Below are 20,474 nucleotides of genomic sequence, written 5' to 3'. Positions count from 1 at the left end.
TGAACCCACGACACGACCCACGCTCATCGCCAACCCCCTACACTTGGGTTCCGGTCAACAGACCCGTCGGTTTTCGTGAACTCACGAGGGACGGCCCGAAGCTGGGCGTTGGTGTCGAAGGTGTGCTTCTCGGTGCGCGAGAGCACCGACTGGACCTTGTAGCCGGGGTTGTTCTCGATCTTCCACAGCGCCCGGCCGGTGCGCTCCATGCACCAGCCCGTGGTGACGTCGGATTCCTTGCCAGACAGGGCGAAGTCCTCGGCCAGCTCGTCGGCGACCCGTGTGGACTGGCCGAACAGGATCCGCGTGGAGCACAGCGCCAGAAGATCCTTGGCGATCGCCACCTCTTGGGATCCGGCGTTGCCCACGGACAGGAAGTCGCTGGGCTTGTGGCCGACGAGGATCTGGATCTTCTTCTCCGCGCGCGAGAGCCGCAGGTCGGAGTCGACGGCCTGCACGGCCTTGGGCCCAAGTCGCATCTGCCGCCAGACCTCGTCGCGCACGACGATGCGGATCTCCCCGTCGTCCTGGAGATCGGTGATCATCGACGACCAGGAGCCCAGGCAGGTCAGCGCCACGGCCACGGCCTGGTCCCCGCGGCTGCGCAGCAGGGACAAATCCATCGACTGGATCGGCGCGGCCCAGTCGAGCTCGAAGTTCGTCGGCTCGTCGAACAGCCCGGCCAGCGGGCCGCTGACCAGGTTGGCCAGCGCGTCGGTGATCGGGCGCAGCGTGTCGAGGAACTGCCGCCGATCGGCGAAACGCGTGTCCTCCCACAGCTCTGGCGCGGGGTCGGCGAGTTCGCGCTGGACGTCGGGGATGGTGACCGGCCGCAGGTGGGTGTAGCCGTCGGCGGCGCCGACCAGGCGCCGCAGCACCTGCGAGAGCACCGCCTCGTCGGTGACCGTCGGCGAGTAGCCCTGCGCTTCGGCCAGCGCGGTCAGCAGCTTGACCCACCGGCCGAGCACCCCGTCCAGCTCCTCGCGCTGCCGGTCGACCGACCAGGAATCCCACCGGCTCGCCAGCGGCCCCAGGTCCAGGGCGTTGAGCCGCGCCGACGATCCCCGGCCCAGCGCGATCGGGTTGATGTCCAGCGCCCGCAGCAGCGGCGAGTACTCCCCTTTCACGTCGCCGCTGATCAGGGTGCGGACGCCGAAGAGCATCATGCGCAGCAAGAACGCGACGACGGTGCTGCTCTTGCCACGTCCGGGCTCACCGAAGATCACCATGTTCGGGTTGGTCGCCAGCCCGCGCAGCACCCACTCGATGGGGTGGGCGTAGAACGCGCCGCCGGAGACGGTGTCGTAGCCAATGCGGGCTCCCACAGCGGGCACGCCGTTGGACGCCAGCAGCGGAAACAGCCCGCCGATCTCGTGGGTGGCCGCCTCATACACCGCAAGCGGGGCCTCGACCGGAGCCCAGCCCTGACCCGGCCGGGCCAGGCCGCGACGTGGGGCGATCGGCCGGTTGACTCGCTCCTTCTGCGCCGTAGGCCGGTTCGGTGTGCGCGGTTTGCTCGGTGGCGGGGCACCGAAGTCGGCCAGCAGCTGCGCGGCGCTGCGCTCGTTCGTGCGGGTCTTCACAGCACACCTCCCCGTGCTCGCGGCAGCCCGACGCCGACCGGCAAGCAGGCGGCGACGAACGCGGAATCCTGAGCGAGATCGAGCCGCAGCAGCCGGAACCGGCCTGCGGCGTCGTTTTCCAGGCGGGCAGCGTGGTCCTCGACGTTCCAGTGCGCCGGCACCGTCACCGCCGAGGCAGCGGCGTAGCGCACGATGGAATGGCCCGCTGCCACCGCCTTTTCCTGCGCACGGGCGCCACTGGCCTCCCGCTCATCCGACGCGGAAGCCGAGAACCCCTTCGAGCTCTTGTAATCGCGCAGCACACCGGCCCGGAACCGGTAATTCTGCACCGCCCGCGAAGCCCGGCGGGCGTCCATGACCTCGTAGTGAATGGCCAAGCACCGGCGTTCACCCGCGGTTTTGACCGCCAGCAGCGGCGAGAGACTGCCGAACACCGTGCCCGCCTCGGGCATGAGAACGCTGTAGCTCACGGTGGAGTACGCATCGTGGTCATAGCGACGCCGAGGTGGCGAGGGCGCCTCGGTCGGCCCGGCGGCGGCCTTAGGCAAGCCCTGCTGGCCGTCGCCGGTGAGGTGCCCGGCCCGCAACACCGCCGAGCTGTCCGGGTTGAAGCCGGTGCGGATGGCCTCAGCCAGTCCACTGCCGGAGAGCCATTCGACGCTGTCGGCGCCGAGGGCCTTGAGCGGGTCCTCGAGCCCGTCGAGCACCCGGTAGAGCACCCGCGCCCGTCCCTCGGTCCCGCCGCCAGCGGCGGCCGCCGGCTTTCGCAGCGCGTCCTCGGTGCCGGAGATGGTCACGAAAATCTCGTGGCGCACCGAGACGGCGCCGATGGTGCGGTCCAGCTCGTCGGCGGCCTGACGGGCCAGCGGCGGCGCCTGGTCGACCTCGTGCTTCGAGCGCCACACGGTGTACTCGGTGCCGTCGTCGGGCACGGTGCGCACCAGCAGCGACATCCGGTCGATCACGTCGCGATGCCCGATGCTCAGCAGCAGGTTGCCCAGCCGGGAGGCCAGCCGTTCGCACTGCTCGTTGGACAGCATCCCAACACCGGTGTGGGTCAGGCGCGCGGTCGCGCCCCACCGTCCGTCGCCGGTGTCGTGGATCAGCGCGATCCGGCCGCGGTCCTTGAACACCGGACCGTCAGGGAACGAGACCCGTTGCAGGACACCGGGCAGATCCGGCTCGTCGGGATCGACCGGCAGGCCCGCGGCGGCCGTGGACTGCCAGCGCGACCAGCCGAACAGCACGCCAAGCTGGTGCAGCACCAGGTGCGCCAGCCAGCGGAACGCCGGCCGCCCGCGTACGGGCACCACCACCAGGCAGGCGACGAACCCGCAGATCGTGGCCAGGATCAGGGCGGTGAGGAACTGGCCTGCGCTGACGGTCCAGAGCACCGGAACGGCCAGCACGATGCAGGTCAGTGCCTGCAACGGGGTCAGTCCCATGATCCAGCCCGCGTGCTCGCGCCGGGCCAGACCGCGATAGATCCGAACGTTGTTGGTACTCATACGACCACCGCCGCTTCCACGTCGTCAGAGGCAGCAGCGCCACCGCCGCCACCGTTGTTCTTGGGTCCACCGCCACCACCGCCGCCGCGGGGACCGCCGCCACCGCCGTCGTCGTCGGGGCGGTGTCCGTAGTCGGGAGGCTCAGGAGGAGGCGGCTCGGGATATCCACCGCCTGCGCTGCCACCCCCACCGCCACCGCCGTCGCCACCGTCGTCGCCGCCGCCGACGCCTTGCGGGCCGATGCCGTCGGAGGAGGTCACGCGGCCGCTGTTGGCCGCAGCGGGCGGGGCCGCAGCGCCGTCGCCGCCAAGGACGTCGTCATCGCCGTCGCCGCCGGGGTCTGCGGGCGGCGATGCGGAGCTCTGGCCCCCGCCGCCACCGGAGCCCCCACCACCGGAGCCCCCGCCACCGCTGGATCCGCCGGAGCTGTGGCCGATGCCGTGGTTGTCCATCTCGCCGTCGGCGTAGTCGGCCATCGCCTCATCGAAGCGGTCGGCGTTGGCGGACTCCTGCGCATCGCTTCCGCTGCTCCCGCCTCCGAAACCGCCGCCGGCGAGGGCGTTCGCGGCCTGAATTGCCGGGTTGCCGGAGCCGTAGGAGGACACCCCGACGCCGGAGAGGGCGTCGCGGAACGTCGAACCGGCATCGGAGTTCGGATCGACGAACGCGAACAGCCGGAACAGCACAAACGGGATCAGCAGGGAGATGATCAGGACGCCGACTCCCGCCAGAAGCCCGGACAGGCCCTTCGACCCGCCGGAGATGGCCACGCCCAGCACCAGCGTCATCGCCAGCACGGGCTTCATGGCGATGCACGCCAAGATCCAGCGGATCGCCTTCCAGAACCACGCCTTGGTGACGTTGGCCAGCAGCCCCGCGGCGGTGATCGGGATCGTGGCCACGAGCACGTAGATCGCGGCCTCGCGGAACAGCATCTCCAGCACGTAGCCGATGCCCGCTGGGATGACCCCGATGAACGCGCAGATCCCGAGCGCGACCGCCTTCACGCCGTCCTGGGCGGCGTCGGCGAACGTGGTGTGCTGGAGCGCGTCCTGGAAGTTGGTCGACTGGAGGCCGTACTGGAGGATGCCGTGGGTGAGTCCGTCGGCCGCGGTGAGGAACCCCGCCACCATGCCGACGGTGATCGCCAGGGCGATCCCGTACTGGACCGGTCCGCCGACCAGGCGCATGAACCCGCGCCCGCCTCGGAGCGAGGTCGTGGTCATCTGCCAGAAGAACAGCCCGAGCGCCAGCGCGCCGGAGATCCACAGCATCATGGGCCAGAGCACGGAGATCGGGCCCTCGCGTGTGTCCACTGTGAACACCGAGAACTGGTCGGCGAGCCGGAACGCCTCCCGCAGGATCCACAGGCTGGCGTCCCACAACGCCTGCATCGCCGTCTCGAACGCCGAGCTGACCAGCTCTTTGAGCTTGCCGCCGATCGCGCTACCGATGTCGTCGAAAGGCCACATGGAAGATCAGCCGCCCCTCTTTAGATCCCGGTACCCGGCATGGACCGCGTCCGCGCTGCCCGGCCACGCGCTCGGGGCGGGTGCGGGTAGCGGGCCGGGCGAGATCCGCCAGTCGCCGCCGACGTGGCGCAGGGCGTGGCAGTCGCCGACACCGGCGGTGAGGGTCTGGCCCTGAAAGTCGACCGAGAACTGGCCGAGCACGCAGGCCACGACGTAGCGGCCGCCATCGGTGGTGCCTTTGATCTGGCCGTGCGTGACCTGGTAGTTCGCGGTCAGGTCCGGCACCGCGCCGGTGGGCGGGAGCCCGGCGCTGCTGCGCATCGAGCGCAGCAGCGAGTACAGCCCGGTGGTTTCGGGCGGCGGGGCACCCGGCAACGCCAGCTCGCGGAACCCGCGTGCGTAGGTGCCCGGGTCCCCGCCGCGCATCGCGGCCTCATCCAGGGCGGTGAGCTGCCCTAGCGCACCCTCTGGGGTGGCGGGGAACCCGCCGGTGATCCAGCGCCCGGCGGTCTGCGTGGGCGCGGGAACGGTGATGGGCTCACCGGCCCGCTCGGTGGTCATCGGCTGCGGCTGCGCCGATTGCGCCGGCAGTGCCGCCATCGGGGCACTCGCCAGGGCGTGCTCAGCCGCCAGGTCCCAGCCGCCCGAATCCGGATCCGGCCTCGACGGGGGCGGGGCGGGAGCCGGTGCGGGCCGGTCGGTGACGTAGTGCGAGACCACCAGCGCGCCAGCCATTGCGACGACGGCCAGGACCATCACGACGATGGCCGACAGGCCCAGACCGGCTCGGCGCCTGCGCTGCTGCTGCTTGGTGACGGGAGGGGCCATGACTCAGGCCCCCGCCGCGAAGTGGCTGATCAGCTGATAGCCGACCCCGTACAAAATGCCGCCGCCGAGGGCGCACAGCATCATGATCACGCCGATCTTGCCCGCGCGGTGGTGGTCGACCCACCGGCCACCGGCCCACACCAGCAGGCCGATGAAGAAGCCGACCATCAACGCCACGCCGGCGCCCCACTTGACGTTGCCGACGGCCTCGATGACCTTTTCGGAGCCGGGCGGGGCCACTGGTCCTGGGTTGGGGATCTGGGCCAGGACGGGCAGGGCCGTGTCTGCGAGCTGCTGGATCATCATGATGTGGCTCCCTTCGAGCGGCGGGACAGGCCAGGCAGCCGCCCGGCCGACGACGCCGTCTGGGGCAGCAGCTCCCAGCGGCGCAGCAATGGGGTGATGGCGGTGCGCAGCCGCGTTGGGGTGATCTCGGCGCTGATTCCGGAGGTGGCGATGTCCGGGATCAGCGGCAGGAAGAGCGCGTCGTCGAGCAGGGCCGACACGCGGCATCCGGCGCTGCCGCGCACGCCGGTGGGCCAGCGCTTTGCGCCGACGACCACCAGCTGGGTTGGCGGGATTGTGGCACCGGCGCGGTTCCAGGCATCCAGGCGCGCCAGGACCTGTTCGGCGTGCAGGAGCGAGGGTCGGGTGGCCCGGCAGACCAGCACCGGTTTCGGCATCGGAGTCCCGGCACGCAGCCAGGCCCCGGCCCCCGCCAGTGGATGCGAGGCCACGCGCCAGGCGTCGTGACCGAGGTCGACCACGGTGGCCTGCACCGACTGGTGCTTCGGTTTGAAGAAGCGCGGGGGCGGCACCATGCCCGGGGTGATCACCGGGAGCTCGGTCTCCACCCGTGCCAGCAGCGCTTGGGCGCGCCAGGAGAACCGGATGCGCACCGAGGGATGCGGGCCGTCCAGCGCCGGGCCGTCCGAGCGGGCCGCGGCAGCCAGGCCGGAGCGCGCGGGATCGGCGGTATCGGCCAGGAGCACGCGCTGCTCGACGAGCTGCAACGCGTCGGCAAGCACGGTGGCGACCAGAGACGCTCCGGCGCCGGGTGAGGCGCCCAGCACCGGGATGACCTCGCCGAATCCAGCCCAGTCCGCGAGGGTGTCGCTGATCGGCGGAAGGCCCTGCCGCTGCACGGCGGCCGCCGCCTGACCGGTCTGCACGGCCGTGCGCAGGCCCGCCTCGTCGCCAGCACCGGCCGCAGCCCACTGCCCGGCCTCGACCGCGCCGACGACGTCTGCCGTGGGCAGCTCCGGCCACGCCCGGCCCGCGGCGCGAGCCAGGCGCCGGTCGCGGACCTCGAGACCGCCGGGTTCGGCAGGTGCCGGACTGGGCTGGTCAGCGAGGCCGTGGGGCTGCGTCTGATCGGTATCGGCAGGGGAGGGAGCGCACGGCCACTGGGTGGAGGTGGCCGTGCGCTCCGGCTCCGGCAGCGACGGCGGTGTGGTGCCCGCCGCCGGAGGTTCCGAAGACTCGCCCTGCTCGGTGCCGACGAGTGAGGCGGTCGCTGTGTTGCGGAAACCGTTGCGCCCCAGCGAGTTCTGCCCTGAAGCAACCATGATTTCGTCTCCTTTCCCGACCGATGTGCGCAGGGCCGGGCGGTGATGAAGGCGCGTTGGTCCACGGCCTCGGGGTGCGTGCACCGGCCCGAGGCACGATGTAGCGCGCGATCAGCGGCAGGGCAGGCCGGGCTATTCGAGGACGCGTTGTCCCTCACTCAGCACCCAAAGGGCTACTGAGCTGCGAAGACTCGAGGAGTGCTCACCCGGCGCCAAATGCCGGAGTCGCTGAAGGGATGCGCGCCGGGCGAAGCGGAACATGGCTTCCACCGCGGACTGCCCGTATGGGATGTCTGTAGGGCGATGCCTGTTGCGCGGCCCGAGACCGCCAGACATCTAGCTCATGCGCAACGATGAGTGCGCGGATGGTTCATATGGCACCTCCCGCGTGAAGAGATCGGCTCCCACGCTGTTCACCGGCACTCGGCCGTTCCCCTTGATCGGAAGTCGGCCCCCACAGCCGGACTTCCCTCTCGGGTGGTGGGCTGGCCCTCACAGCCAGCCCACCTGGACCAGCCCCCTCGGCGGCCACTGAGCCAGGCGATGACCCTCGGCCTTGCCTGACCTGCCCTTCAACGGATGGAGCACGACCAACTCCCCCGAGTGGTCCTTGCACTCCACACGATGGGCGCGTTGTGATCACTGCTGTGCGCTTTCCCGCTATGATTGGCGCACACTAGTGAATAGTGCTGGTCCATTTGGCTGTTGTCAACACGGCCATGCGCAGGACACACTGATCAAAACGCACACCAGTGGCGGGAGCGAGGACGTTGAGCGAGGGCTACGACGAACGGCAGGCCGCCGAACGGCTCGCCGCGAAGATCAACCAGCTGTTCGCGGCGGTGCACCCACCGAACCGGGGCCCGTACTCGAACAACGAGGTCGCCGACTGGCTGGAGGAGACGAAGGATCAGGGGCCCACGATCAGCCCGAACTACCTGCGCTACCTGCGTCGCGCCGAGCGCACGAACCCCGGGGCGCAGCAGCTGCGGGCCATCGCAAGGTTTTTCGACATTGACCCCGGCTACCTGCTGACCGAAGACGAGAAGACCGAAGCGATGCACGAGCAGCTGGCCAAACTCGCACTGCTGCGCAACGCCGCAGTGGAGGGCATCGCTACCAGGGCGGCCACGCTCGATCCGGCTACGCAGCAGTGGCTGTTGCAAGTGGTCAACACGATGCCCGCTCGCGGTGAGGATTCCGGCACCGGTGAGTCTGGTGGCGACGACAAGCGTTGACCGAGGCGAGAGGTAAGCCTGAGCCACGGGCGTTCGCTGAGATGCTGGCGTTCCTGCTGCACTACCGCGACCGATCACCCGAGGACGTCGTCACCGAAGTCCGCGAGCACGGTGTTCGCGGCGCCACAGTGGAATGGCTGGCCGAGCTGGTCGACGGAGCGGTGCTGCCCTCCCCTGCCGAGCGGCGGGCGCTGACTCGGGCGCTGGAGGTTCCTCCGGAGTACTTCACCGACGCCCGCACCACCGCGGTCGTGGACGCCGTGCTCGTGCTCGCCGCCGCCCTGCGAGATCGGAACATGCAGGTCATCGGGCCCTGCCGACACCCGGTGGCCTCTGCTCAGGACTACCTGAGTCTCTACGCCGAGTTACTGTTGAGGTGATTTCCCAACTCACAGTCACCGCTGGGGGGTCATGACTGACTACGACGCGATGCACCAGCGCTGCCGAGACCTCCTCGCGCAGCTCAACGTCCGCCCGCCCATCCCGCTGCGGACGTTGGTCGAAGCGGTCGCCCGAGTGCACGGTCGGCCGATCACGTTGGCCCCCGCAGACCTTCCGGTGGATTCGGCGTTCGGCGCGACCGGCACGGACCCAACCGGCGAAGTCGTGGTCTACCAGCGCAACACCGCAGCCAGCCACCAGCTGGTGATCGTGCTGCACGAACTGGCACACATTCTGGCCGGACACCCCAGGAAGAAGATCGCGCCCAAGGTCGAAGACGTCCGCGAGCACCTGAACATGCTCCCGGAGTCGATGCTGCATCTGGTGCTGGGCACCGGCGACACCGGGGCCACACCGGTCAGCGACAAACTCGAGCAGGCCCGGCCGGGCCTGCTCAACGAACTGCGCGCCTCAGCCCAAGAACCCGGCGGCCCGGCCCCTTCGGTTCACCCGGACGAGATCGCCGGTGCCACGTTGTACGACGACGACGTGGAGTGGGAAGCCGAGACGATGGGCACGATCCTGCTGTCGTGGCTAACCGACAGATCGGTCTACCCAGTCTCACCCACTGACCAGCGACTTCGAATGACGTTGGGGGACATCTGATGGAACCAGGGGGAATCCTGCGAGTCGGGCTCATCGCGGCCCTGCTCGCCGCGTGGCTGCTCTACCGCTGGTACCGGCGTTCGGTCACGGCAGGGACATGGGCGCTCATCCTCGTCGTCGGCGCGAACCTCATCTCCAGCATCGTCCGCCGCGGCGCCAAGCCCGGCGGCCCGTGGGACTTCGTCGATCAGCGCCTGGTCGTGCTGCTGACCAACCTCGCGATCGTGGCCAGCCTGATCGGGCTGGTGCTGTTCCGCCTCTACATCGAGGGCTACACCGACGCGGCCGCCATCCGGAGCCGGCTGCGCCGCCCACTGGCCGTGGCCGCCGTGGCCACGGCCGTGTTCGTCTCCTGCACCATCTGGGCGTTCTCCATCGGCGACCCGATGGAGATGTACAACGTCCCCACCATCTCGGCACCGGCCGGGATCTTCGCCCTCGCCGGGCGGCTGTACATGACCTGGGTGTTCGGCGAGACCGGCATCTGGGCCATCCGCTGGCTACGGCGCACCACACTGATCACCCGCATCGGCCTGGTGCTCGTGGCCGCTGGTTCGCTGATCCTGGCGGCCAGCACCCTGGTCGACAGTGGCGCGGCCCTGTTGTCCCTGCTCGGCCAGGTCGTACCCGACACGCACAACTACGTCGCGCGCTCGGACACCCTCGGCGCCATCGGCCTGGTGGGCGGCATCCTGCTGCCGGTGCTGCTCGGCCGCATCCAGGCCCTGGTGGTCTGGGTGCGCAACTGGTGGTTGCACCGGCAGCTCGCGCCCTTGTGGAACGCCATCCGCACGCTGTACCCAGAACTGGTGCTCACAGTCGAGCATCCGCGCGGCTTCGGCTCGGCCGACATGCGCCGGTTCCAGGCCCGTCGGCGCATCACCGAGTGCGCCGACGGCCTCGCCCGGTTGACCGGATCCCCAAAGCCGCAGACCGGACTCGGTCTCGAGCTCACCACCTTGAGCCGCGAGTACTACCCGGCACTGGTTACCGGCCAGCGCCCCGAGGACACCGACACGCTCACCGATGTGATCAGCGACGACGCACGCCAGCTCGTCCGGCTGTCGAAAGCCGTGCGCCAGCAGCTCGACGTGCCCGACGACGCGCAGAAAGGGGACCAGGGATGACCGACGACATCCTGCTGACCGCTGACCGGGTCCTGCCCGGACCGACCGGCCAGATCGTGCCGAACGGCGGTGTGCTCGTCCGCGACGGTGCGATCGCCGCGGTCGGCCCCGCCGACGAACTTGTCCAGCAGGCCACTGACGCCGAGGTCCGCCCGTTCCCCGGCGGCACGATCATGCCTGGTCTCATCGACGCCCACGCCCACCTCGCACTCGACACCGGCGCCGATCAGTCCGAGATCATCCACCGGTTCGAGGAACGCGACGACGAGCTGCTGCTGGCCGACATGCACACCCGCGCCGCCGCCGCCCAGCGGGCCGGGATCACCTCCCTGCGCGACGTCGGGGACAGCCGGGGCCTGGTCGCCCGGCTGCGCGAGGCCGACGCAGACACTCGCCGCCTGCCGCGCCTGCTGACTGCGGGAGCTCCGCTGACCATCCCCGGCGGGGACGCCGCGTTCTTCGGCGGCGCCGTCGACGACGACCTGGCCGAGGCCGTCCACGCCCGTGCTGAGCAGGGGGTGGACTTCATCAGCCTCATCGCCTCCGGCGGGCATCTCAGCCCCGGCGGCGGTCCCGCTGCCTACGAATCCCAGTTCAGCCGCGAGGAGATCGAGACCGTAGTGGCCGCGGCACGCGAGGCGGGCCTGCCGGTCACCGCCCACGCCCACGGCGCGCAGGCCATCGCCGACTCCGTCGCCGCCGGCGTCGACGTCATCGCCCACGCCAGCTTCGTCACCGGCCCCCACCAGGCCGACTACGACGACAAGGCCGCCCGTGAGATGGCCGAGCGCGGCATCGCCGTGTGCGTCACCGCCAGCCTGAACTGGCGGCGCATCGCCGCGAACATGGGGTCCGAACGGGCGCGGGAAATCTTCTACGGCAAGCTCCGCTGGCTCTGGGAAGCAGGCGTGCCCCAGCTCCCCGGTAGCCGGGCGGGAACCGCCAACTCCCAGTTCAACGACCTGGCGTCCACTCTGGAGCTCTACGAGTGGACGGGAGTGCCACGCGAGGTGGTCCTCGACTACGCCACCACCGGTGCGGCCCGCGCACTCGGGCTGGCCGGCACGACCGGCACGCTCGCCGAGGGCCTGGCCGCCGACATCCTCGTCGTCGACGGCAACCCCCGTGACGACCTCGGCGCCGTGCGCCGGGTCCAGGCGGTCATGCAGAACGGCGACTGGCGCTAACGGAACGCTGGTCGGCGGGCGAGGTCGGGCAAAGGGTCGCGCACGTCCCACTCCAGCAACCTCTTGCCGGACTCGCGGTAAAGCTCCTGCTTGGCGCGCTTCCGGGCCTCATAGTCCTCCCGGCCGCGCACGCCCCAGACCTCCACGTAGGCCTCCGGGCTCTCGTCGACGAGCACGAAATCCGGGTGCGCACCTCCCCCGTCGTAGTGCAGGGGCTTGACGAACGCGCGTCCCGCGGAGACCAGCGCGTCAGCCATCTCCGCTTCGTGGCTGGAGTCCGCCGGCACGTAGAACGTGGTGGTCAGCATCGCCGCCAGGTCCTTGATCACCGGGTAACCCCCGGGGCTGCGCTCGATCAAGAGAAGCACTACCTGATGTCCGGCTTCCCTCGCGTGCGCGGCGAGCGCGACCGGATAGGAGCGGGTGCACCGGTCCATGAGTTCCCGGGAGGCGTACAGCAGGGCCCGCTGCTGCGCCAATCCGATCCGCAAGCCGTATTTCGTGGGGGCGATCTGGCGGATCTGCCCGAGCACCAAGCCGCGGCGCCGTGAACGGCCGGGGGTCAAGCTCTCGAGGAAACGGTCCCAGTCGGCGTTGATGTGCTCGGCGTACTCACTCTGGAACGGCGGTACGATCCACAGCGCCTCCGCCAGCTCTCTGCGGTTGACCCGGCAGTCACGAGCCTGCTCGACCAGCCGCGCCCGGCAAGCACGCCAATCCCGACGCCCGGTACGGGGGTGCCACACGTTGAGCTGCGACGATTCCCAGAGGTAGTGCAAGAAGGCCAACAACCCCATCGAGCGCCGCTGGGTCGTAGGGGATGGCTCCGAGGAACCAGGTTTCGCCGCGACCGGTACATGCGTGGTGGATGGATCAGTGGAGACACCGTGGATGGTCAGCTGGGCGGACAGCCGGATCGAGGTGCCGTCCTCGGTGGCGTTGATCGCCGGTTCGTAGGTGCTGCGGCCTGACGTCGAGGACGGGCTGCGGTACCAGGAACAGCCGGGTGCGTGCTGGTGGCCACCGGCGGGCCAGTTGGCCAGGTGATACCGCCCAGACCGGCAGCGGATCACCAACCGCACCACCTCGTCGCTCCTGCACAGGCACACCGCGTGGCCGACTTCGCTGCGGGCACGCCCGAACAACCCGGTGTAGCGGTCGGGGCGCTGTTTCAGGTCAGCGACCTCGACGTCCCGGTCGGCCAGCCGTACCTGTCCCGAACCTGGCTTCCCGGTCGCGCTCGTCGCGCCACTGCTCCTGCGGCGGGCTCGTGGGTGCATGGGCATGGGCGGTTCCTCTCGCCGGACGGTCACAGGGACCACGGTGATTCCAGTACCCGAACCCGATTCTCACCCGAATCCCTGACAGCGCGTCGCACTCCACGGCCAAAGCCGCTCACCACACCCCCGCGCCAGTAGCGAGACCGCTCTTCGACACGCCGAGGCCTACGTGCGGGCTGAGTTGTCGTCGTCCCAGGTCATGATGTCCGCCGAATCGTCGAACGGAAGGAATGTCGATGGCACTGCCCACTTTGTCCGAGGAACAGCGCAAGCAAGCCCTGGAGAAGGCCGCCGCGGCGCGACGTGCACGATCAGAGCTGCTGGAGGGGGTCAAGACGGGTACCACCACCGTGGAGAGCGTCCTCAAGCGCGCCGACACCGACGAGATCGTGAAGAAGACTAAGGTGACGCAGCTGTTGAAGGCGCTGCCCGGGTACGGCCCCGCGAAGGTGACCCAGCTGCTCGAGCAGGCCCAGATCGCCGAGAACCGGAAGCTCGGCGGGCTCGGCGAACGCCAGCGCCAGGCGTTGCTGGCCGCCATTGGCTGATTCGCGCGAAGGCGTGTGCGCAGGCCCGCCCCGGGTTTTCGGGTGCATCACCGGGGCGGCCTGCGCTCGACCGGGTGCCGTGCTTCCCCCACGACGCCCGGTCAGTCATTATAAGAACATATGTTCGATCCATCGTCCAATCAGGCTTCGCCCGACTACCGCGTCCGGGCGCACCGGACGCTGCCCGAGCCGATCCCGGTGTGGGTGCGTTGCGATCGCTGCGCACCTCAATCTGGGTGCGCAGCGACGAGGCCTGACCATGCTCCACGCGATGGCACGACGAGACCCACAGACGACGGTCGACCCAGTGAACGGCGGTTCCGGAACACTGGTTAACTTCCGGTCGGAGGCACCACGCGCCGACCTTCCCACTGCATGATTCAAGACGCCGTTCCTCGGTAGTTGGCGTCAGTATTGACACCACTGCTTCCCACGCCAGACAAACATCACCTGACCAGCAGAAACATGATCACAACTGGGGCCGCAGATGCTTGATCTCGGCCAGTCCGCAGAGGAGAAGCGCCAGTTAACGGAGGACCGTGGCGAATCAGAGTCGTCGTTGGTGGATCAGCGTGTACCCGCCGTAGGTCACAGCTGTGCCGGCCGTCAGCAGGCTGGTCTGGAGGGGGCCGAGCAATGCGACGGCGGTGATGGCAAGCAACAGCAGTACCGCCGCTGCGGATGCTGTCACCAGTATCAATGTTGTCGCGCGTCGAGTCCTGTCGTCGCATCCCACCACATGTCGGATGAGCTGCACGAGCGGCGTTGTCGCGGGCTGTTTGCCCTGAGGCCTGCGGCTCATTGCTCGTCCTCCCAGCCCGTCGATGGCAAGGTGGACCAGTGCTGGACTCGGATCGTCGCGTCTTCAAGTGTGATGGTGAAGGCGGTATCGGTCCCGGTTACCTGGACTCCGTCGAGTCCGACCACGGTGTCGGTCAGCGCGGCTGCGACATCGCTGGGAAAGGGGTAGCCATCCCAGCGCAGCTCCCAGTCGTCGTGTGCGCCCCAGAGGTAGCGCTCCACGCCCCCAAAATCACCTGGGGAACCTCCGCCTGGTTCTTTGCCGCGCTTGAGTGGGTCCCATGACCACGTGCCCAGAGCCCACTTGTGTTGTGGATGTTTAGCGCAGATTCTGACGACCAGTGCTGAAAGCAGGCGTGTGATCCCGGGGGACATGGGAGGAATGGCGGCGAGAGCGGTGTGCTCGCGCCGAGTGACGTCGCGGTCGGAGGTGAACCAGTCGCGAGCCAGTCGTTGTTCATCCCCCACCGAGTCCACGTCTCGCTCCTCCCGAGAGGTCACGGTGATCTGCCCGCCTGTTGGAAGGTGAACCAAACGGAATGTGCCGTCGTTTGGCCAACTCCGGACCCTCATCCCAGGTACCCCGCAGCTCGAACTCGGTCGGGGGACAAGCCAGTTGACCAGGTTGTCGGGTGCATTCGTGGAAATCACGAGCTCGTCGTGCCGCGGGGAGACGGTGAGGTTGTAGGCGGTCAGGGTGTGCACTCTGGTCTGCTCGGGTGGAGCCGCTGTCTGTCCGGCGTTGAATAGATACACCGCTAGTAGAGCCTGAAACTCTCGCTGCGCCTCAGAGCACGCATCGAGCCCGATCTGCCCAGAGCTCGTGATCCCTTTGACCGCCGATGCCAGCTCTTCGCCCGTGTACGACGCGCGAACCTCCGCCAGGGAGCGTCCCTGCTGGGTTTGTCGGCGGGTGATCTGCTTGATTCGCCGCTGTTCCCAGACGCGCCACGGGTTCTGGTGCCAGCCGTGCACCTGTTCTCGGAACTCGTCCCTCAGCTGCGCATCCGCCGACTCGTCCCGGCTGAGCAACAACCGCGTGGCGCGGACACCTTCAACGTCCTCGCGGAGCACAGCGAAGCTCAACGATCCAAGGATGTCCTTCCTATACGTCGCCGGGAGTCCGAACAGTGGATGTAGCAGACGGCTCGCAATATCGCTGCACGAGGCGCCTTTCGACCAGATGACTCGCTGTTCGGTAGGACCACCGAGCACGCGCAGCTCAGACAACCCCCGAAACAGTCCAGCTCGCCGAAACAACGCACTACCCAAAGCGGGCGGCGAGTGCAGAACCCGTCCATGGCTATCCAGGTATTCCCTCTCGTCCCGCGTAATCTTGGACCGCTCATCACGGTGGAACCACGACTGTGGCTCGCCGGTTGAGCACGCTGCGAACGTCCAGGCGTCCTTCCAGTGTTGCCTGTCAACGCCGGCTAGGGAAACCCGCGCCTGCGGATCGTCTGCCAGGAAAAGAACCACGCTCCGCTGGTACTGCTTGTAACGCACACCGGGCACACCAGACACTTCGTCGTCATCCAAGCTGCGGGGAAGCAACTCGAACAACAGCGGCCCCAATGCGAACGGCTCCAGGTGCACAGTTGGAAGGAAGTCCGGAGCACACCCTGGCTCAACCCCACGAATCACACGAGCCGGGCGAGCGATGTCCGCCGGAACCCGGAAACACAGGTGCTGTGCAGCAGCTCCGGCCGCCACGAACAGCCCAGCTTCCAGCTCCTGCTGTGCGACCGACCGGCAATCCGGCAACAACACCTGACGAACATGATTTGGCAAGTCGGGAAGGCCAGCGTCACCGCGGACGGCGGCAGACAGATCGGCACGAACGAGCGCCTCAAGCTGGCGACGGTCCGCAACGCTCATCGCCTGCAACAGGGACTTGACTGGCGGTGCCGCCTCAGAACGGGCCTCACCGGTGAACTCTCGGCGAGACTCGACAAGAGAGTCCTGAAGAAACTTCGGGGTCATGCTGTCCTCGTCAATCCGCCCCCCGGCTAGGCGAAATCACAAGGACGCTGACGCGCCACGAGTCTCCAACAACAACACACTTCGTACCGAGTGGGCGCTGCCCTGCGGCGGAATTGCCACTGATATGCCGAGGTAGTGGCTCCAGCCTCACATCCGGTGATGCCACCAAGATCCTACCACGCCCAGCCAGGTCTTCTCCCGACAGATCACCGTCGACGCCCACACCGAGGCATCGCGCCGACTGCCGATCGGAGGCTAAGGATTCGCTCCTGGCTCTGGAGATGCCGCCTCCGACTCGCTCTCTCCCTTGCTGGCAGAGGGGCTCAGCGGGGGGACGTTCTCCTCTCCAGGCACATAGATCCACGCCGGAGCGGCAAACTCCTTCACTGTCACCATGATTTGCCGCAGTCGGAGCATGGTATGTCCCCGACGGAAGGTCTTATAGAGATCGTCGGACATGACTACAGCCAAATTGACAGCGGATGCCGCCCTCATCGCGGCCCGGAGCTGCTCAGCATCAAGCAACCGGATGATCGTGGCGACTGCTGGCCCGAAAAGTCCGTCACTCTCCGCAGACACGACGTCGCCATGCATGGCGACCCGTAGCCGCAGTCGATCGACCGGACCGCCAAGACTTTGGACCCGGTCGAGAACGTCCTCTAGGTGGCGGACAAAGTCCTCGATCACCGAGGGCTCGGGCATCCCCGGCAGTAGAGCCAGTATCCCATCTCCCCTGTCTTCCGAGTCCCATTCCGAAGGGCGTAGCCCGGCGCGCAGAGCGGCCTCAGCGAGCGCTTGTTGGAACTCGTGTCGAAGCCGACTCTGCTGAGAAGCGCCCGTCCTTGCGAAGTCCACCACGTCGACACCGAGACAAAGTCGACGGCGGGTTGGGTTTTCCTCACGGCTAAGGGCGTTCCCTGCGAATGTCTGCGCCGCAAGTCGCCGAATGCGTTCGGGGGTGTGACGCCCACGCTTGGTGTCAAGCGACACCCGAAGCCGAGCCGCAGCGATCTGCACGTCAGTTGCGTTCTCCGACTGCATCATGACGCCGATCGCTCCTCAACAGTGCCGCCGCCGTCTTCGAACGCATCTAGTACACGCTGCGCGAAGGCGTCGAGCAACAGGCGCTCGTCTTCCCCTGTGAGTTCGGATTCATTCAGCTTCGCTAGCAGCAGAAGCCCAGCTACTTGTTTGCCTTCGGCGTCATCCCATGTCAGTTCTGCCGCCCAGGTGAACCTCCGCCACCACTCCTCGCGCCGAGCAGCAAGTTCGCGCTGCTCAGTCTCGCGACGGGATGCGAGATCACGTTGGCCTGTAGCTCGGTCATTGCCCCTGACCGTAAATCGCACCCCCAAGAGCGCTCCGGTCGCCGTCAATAGCCCGACTACCAGTGACAACACGGCTTGGATCCAGGGGTTCACAACAGCCTGCCTCGGACCACGCACCAAATATTAGCGCGGGTGGGCGGTTCCGTGGGCGGGCTCATAGTGATCCGCACCCCCAGCTGGAAGACCGAGCGCACGATAGTCCTCGAAGGCCTCGTCACCGCCCCAGATATCCCGACTCTGCGGCGAGTGCGACCCGGTTGACTGTAGTGCTGCCCGATCCACACGAGCTCGCGGCGCTGACTTTCGCCGCGTCCGGCACAGCGGTTGTGACCGCGAACCTCGCGTTCAACTCCCGCGGTAAGAACGACCGCGGCGAGTGGGAAGACGACGCGGTGCACTTCCAGCGCTCCAAGGCTTCAGCCGGTTCACCGAGTACATCGAGCAATGGACCACCCAGCAGGGCGAAGAAGCGGTCCGCCGCCGTCCTGCTGCTCGACGGCGTCCGTACATAGGCCACCAGCGTGGAGAGCTGCACCCAACCCCCGGACGCTCTACAGCTTAGGGTTTTCGCTTCGCCACGTGTGCGCACGCGCAAGCACTTGTCGCCCCGCCGCAACCCGGCATCGCTTGACATGCAACGCGAGCTGTACGATTTACAGACGTTTACAGGTGTTGACTGCGAGTCATAACGTGGGACTCAGGTCTAACACCTCGAGCAGGGCGACGGCGGCTTCGAGTGCTGCCACACTCGTCGTGAACCAGCCGTCGCCCCGCCTTCTGAGACGCTGGTTAGGTCAGTGGCAAAGCGCCGCTGACCGCCAGCACCAGCCCATGTAGCAGCGATACGACCGCGATAATGGCGACGCGCATCGTGCGGTGCCACTCAACGCAGCACCCGCAGTGCCAATGCATTACAGCCAAGCCCTCCTTCCTTCTCATCGAGGATCTTGGCAGCAGAGGCTACCGACTCTGATCACACCAGTCGCCACTACCCCCGCTTTGACCTGCAGAAATGACAGTAAAGTGGCAAAACATAAGGACAGTGAAGCTGGTTATAGCAGGTCAGCCCATGAGCGCGAAGCTGGCGCGCGACCAGCGGGGGGTTATCCGACTTCGTCGTCCGGCTCCTCCAGGTCCGGCCGGTCGTCGATCTCGCACAGCACGGACGTGGCGATCGCCAACGCGATCACCGAGTTGATCCCGCTGTACTGCTGAAGGCTTACCCGGTGCGCGGTGTGGTTCCGGTTGTAAACCCTGGGATCTTCCACGTCCTTGATGTTGGCGAGCGCAGTGGGAACGGGCCAGTACGGCACGTTACGACGCAGAAGATCAATCGGATCACCGTGACTCTCCTCGATGGCCACCCTGACCCTCGCGTAGTAGCCGCGGGGTTTTTCTTCGGTGTGAGCTTTCCGTAGCAAGGTATCGAGGACGTTCGTTGCGAGCGCCTGCGCTGCTTCATGGTGTCCCGCTCTTGCGGATTCGAGAGCCCGCGCCAACAGAGCCGTCTCCTCCCCAAGCCAATCAACGTCGATGTCATCGACGAGCTGCTGCGCCTGCTGCAGGACACCGTGCCGGTGCTCGAACAGCACCCCAGAGCGGTCGTCATGGTCGGCGTCGATCAGGGCCCGAAGGATCGCTGCCTCCGGAATCCACGCGACCGGTATGCCCAGCTTCGCGATCTCCATCAGCGCCCGGTAGTCGGAGAGATCCTCCAGGTCTTGCCAGTTGGGAGGCGCACTTTTGCGCGCCAAGTTCCGAATGGCTTCCGGATCGACAAGGTGAGAAAGCATGTCCACCTGCCGAGCCAAGAATTCCTGTGCCCAGTCATTTGCGACGTGGGTGCTTGTGAGATACCGGATGAGCTGCTGGCGCTGCTTCGCCCGGGCTTCGAGGATCTGAGCAACGGGCGAGATCACGTGCTGCACCGACGTCATCGACTTCACCATGTCGTTGATCTGAGAAGCCACGGTGGGCACCATGCCCGTGATGAGGTCGAGCTTCGGCTGGGGCATCCCTACGTAGTCAATTGCCCTGAACCCAGGGTTGATTCCCAGAAAGTTTGCAGCGTTAATCTTCTGGCGCGGCGCAATTTCCTCAGGTTCCGGCTCCTGCTCGTCGTTTTCAGGTTCGTCGGGAACGCTAGAGGCGTTGAACTCGGGCATCTCAGCTCCGCATCTGGGCTAGAAGAGAAGGCACACGGAGTATCGCTGCGGGCGCCCCAAATGTGTCAATGCACCGTAGCGGCCTGATTCGGGCGCAGCTGGCGTAGGACGGCACCGTCACTCAGACCGTCGGCACCGACGTGGCTACGACACCTGCACCGTCGCGTCACTGCTCCGTTCCGGCCGGCTAGTCGGCTCCGACCACTGCCTCGGATGGTTCTTCGGCGCCCGGCAACGGCTGGGACAACACCGTCCGAGCAAGGGCGACGACGGCCCGTCCTGGGACCTCCGACGACAGCATCGACACCGGCCGTTACTCCAAGCCTTGCCGAGATCACAGCAGAGTGAGCTGGTGCTTCTGATGCCGGTCGGTATCAGTCTGCGGGACGTTGAGCCGGTTCTCCGGTCGATACGGATGCGTCAGCCCGTGACGACGCCTGGCCTGCTCCACCAGATCAACAACCTGCCGCTGGTAGGACTTAGGCGCATATGCATGCCGGGTGGGCGCCGCCTTCGCCGGCGGCCACGACCTCACCTGGCTCCCGGCAACCCGCGAACGTGGTGCAGCTCCCGGGTGAGGGGAGGGTTCAAGCAACGCGGCTACTGCACACGGAGTCTTCGCGACATCGTCTCGGCGCTGTTGCACGTCGACTGGGCCATGTTCGGCCAGCCCACCGACCCGGCCCCCCACCGTCGGTCGAGCGGCTCGGCAGTTTGGAGGGAATCGGCCGAGCCGCATCGACATTCGTCAAGGCTCGATCCTGCACCCCGGGTGGACCGGCGACCAGGCCGTTGACGAGGTCGACCGCGT

General features: G+C 67.6%; 18 protein-coding genes. 6 read left to right on the top strand and 12 right to left on the bottom strand.

What is annotated here, in order from left to right:
- Window positions 1–23: 23 nt before the first annotated feature.
- The 6 genes from AB0J78_RS30700 to AB0J78_RS30675 are packed head-to-tail and all read right to left on the bottom strand — an operon-like array spanning window position 24 to window position 6,959.
- Window positions 24–1,583 (bottom strand): ATP-binding protein, encoded by a 1,560-nt coding sequence (locus tag AB0J78_RS30700; protein ID WP_363795078.1) that lies wholly within the window; start codon window positions 1,581–1,583, stop codon window positions 24–26.
- The gene (locus tag AB0J78_RS30695; protein WP_363795076.1) at window positions 1,580–3,091 is read right to left on the bottom strand and encodes an SCO6880 family protein; all 1,512 of its coding nucleotides are present in this window, start codon (window positions 3,089–3,091) and stop codon (window positions 1,580–1,582) included. The genes AB0J78_RS30700 and AB0J78_RS30695 overlap by 4 nt, the downstream gene beginning before the upstream one ends.
- Entirely contained in the window at window positions 3,088–4,563 is a 1,476-nt protein-coding gene (locus AB0J78_RS30690; RefSeq protein ID WP_363795074.1) for a hypothetical protein, read from the bottom strand. Before AB0J78_RS30690 ends, AB0J78_RS30695 begins: the two co-directional genes overlap by 4 nt.
- 6 nt (window positions 4,564–4,569) lie before the next feature.
- Window positions 4,570–5,391 carry a hypothetical protein gene (locus tag AB0J78_RS30685; RefSeq protein WP_363795072.1) on the bottom strand — a complete coding sequence of 274 codons (822 nt, stop codon included), beginning with the start codon at window positions 5,389–5,391 and terminating at the stop codon, window positions 4,570–4,572.
- A 3-nt stretch (window positions 5,392–5,394) separates the two neighbouring features.
- Window positions 5,395–5,697: a hypothetical protein gene (locus AB0J78_RS30680; protein ID WP_363795070.1), complete on the bottom strand. Its 303-nt coding sequence runs from the start codon at window positions 5,695–5,697 to the stop codon at window positions 5,395–5,397.
- Window positions 5,694–6,959, bottom strand: coding sequence for a hypothetical protein (locus AB0J78_RS30675; protein WP_363795068.1), 1,266 nt, complete (start codon window positions 6,957–6,959; stop codon window positions 5,694–5,696). Before AB0J78_RS30675 ends, AB0J78_RS30680 begins: the two co-directional genes overlap by 4 nt.
- A gap of 770 nt (window positions 6,960–7,729) precedes the next feature.
- Between AB0J78_RS30675 and AB0J78_RS30670 the strand changes: the two genes are divergently transcribed.
- From AB0J78_RS30670 to AB0J78_RS30650, 5 genes are read left to right on the top strand one after another with little or no spacing between them, the layout of a single operon-like run.
- The gene (locus AB0J78_RS30670) at window positions 7,730–8,197 is read left to right on the top strand and encodes a transcriptional regulator (protein WP_363795066.1); all 468 of its coding nucleotides are present in this window, start codon (window positions 7,730–7,732) and stop codon (window positions 8,195–8,197) included.
- A 41-nt stretch (window positions 8,198–8,238) separates the two neighbouring features.
- Complete coding sequence (locus tag AB0J78_RS30665; protein WP_363795064.1) at window positions 8,239–8,577, top strand: hypothetical protein; 339 nt, start codon at window positions 8,239–8,241, stop codon at window positions 8,575–8,577.
- Window positions 8,578–8,608: 31 nt separating this feature from the next.
- Window positions 8,609–9,244, top strand: coding sequence for a hypothetical protein (locus AB0J78_RS30660; protein ID WP_363795062.1), 636 nt, complete (start codon window positions 8,609–8,611; stop codon window positions 9,242–9,244).
- The gene (locus tag AB0J78_RS30655) at window positions 9,244–10,371 is read left to right on the top strand and encodes a DUF6545 domain-containing protein (protein WP_363795061.1); all 1,128 of its coding nucleotides are present in this window, start codon (window positions 9,244–9,246) and stop codon (window positions 10,369–10,371) included. The genes AB0J78_RS30660 and AB0J78_RS30655 overlap by 1 nt, the downstream gene beginning before the upstream one ends.
- Window positions 10,368–11,558 (top strand): amidohydrolase family protein, encoded by a 1,191-nt coding sequence (locus AB0J78_RS30650; RefSeq protein ID WP_363795059.1) that lies wholly within the window; start codon window positions 10,368–10,370, stop codon window positions 11,556–11,558. Before AB0J78_RS30655 ends, AB0J78_RS30650 begins: the two co-directional genes overlap by 4 nt.
- Here AB0J78_RS30650 and AB0J78_RS30645 read toward each other — a convergent pair.
- Window positions 11,555–12,844, bottom strand: coding sequence for a DUF1173 family protein (locus AB0J78_RS30645; protein ID WP_363795057.1), 1,290 nt, complete (start codon window positions 12,842–12,844; stop codon window positions 11,555–11,557). The two genes, AB0J78_RS30650 and AB0J78_RS30645, sit on opposite strands and share 4 nt — an antisense overlap.
- Window positions 12,845–13,074: 230 nt before the next feature.
- Between AB0J78_RS30645 and mihF the strand changes: the two genes are divergently transcribed.
- On the top strand, window positions 13,075–13,386 hold the full coding sequence (mihF, locus tag AB0J78_RS30640) for an integration host factor, actinobacterial type (protein ID WP_363795055.1): 312 nt from the start codon (window positions 13,075–13,077) through the stop codon (window positions 13,384–13,386).
- Between the two features lie 547 nt (window positions 13,387–13,933).
- On the opposite strand, the gene AB0J78_RS30635 is transcribed toward mihF, so the two are convergent.
- The 5 genes from AB0J78_RS30635 to AB0J78_RS30615 all read right to left on the bottom strand — a co-directional run bounded on the left by AB0J78_RS30635 (window position 13,934) and on the right by AB0J78_RS30615 (window position 19,663).
- Window positions 13,934–14,077 (bottom strand): hypothetical protein, encoded by a 144-nt coding sequence (locus AB0J78_RS30635; protein ID WP_363795054.1) that lies wholly within the window; start codon window positions 14,075–14,077, stop codon window positions 13,934–13,936.
- A gap of 107 nt (window positions 14,078–14,184) precedes the next feature.
- Window positions 14,185–16,170: a hypothetical protein gene (locus tag AB0J78_RS30630; protein ID WP_363795052.1), complete on the bottom strand. Its 1,986-nt coding sequence runs from the start codon at window positions 16,168–16,170 to the stop codon at window positions 14,185–14,187.
- Between the two features lie 255 nt (window positions 16,171–16,425).
- Complete coding sequence (locus AB0J78_RS30625) at window positions 16,426–17,214, bottom strand: hypothetical protein (RefSeq protein ID WP_363795051.1); 789 nt, start codon at window positions 17,212–17,214, stop codon at window positions 16,426–16,428.
- Complete coding sequence (locus AB0J78_RS30620) at window positions 17,211–17,591, bottom strand: hypothetical protein (protein ID WP_363795049.1); 381 nt, start codon at window positions 17,589–17,591, stop codon at window positions 17,211–17,213. Before AB0J78_RS30620 ends, AB0J78_RS30625 begins: the two co-directional genes overlap by 4 nt.
- A gap of 1,010 nt (window positions 17,592–18,601) precedes the next feature.
- Complete coding sequence (locus AB0J78_RS30615; protein WP_363795047.1) at window positions 18,602–19,663, bottom strand: hypothetical protein; 1,062 nt, start codon at window positions 19,661–19,663, stop codon at window positions 18,602–18,604.
- Window positions 19,664–20,474: the final 811 nt, after the last annotated feature.

It is taken from the genome of Saccharopolyspora sp. NPDC049426 (genome assembly GCF_040676935.1).
Taxonomy (GTDB): Bacteria; Actinomycetota; Actinomycetes; order Mycobacteriales; family Pseudonocardiaceae; genus Saccharopolyspora.
This window is presented reverse-complemented; position numbering and strand designations above follow the sequence as displayed.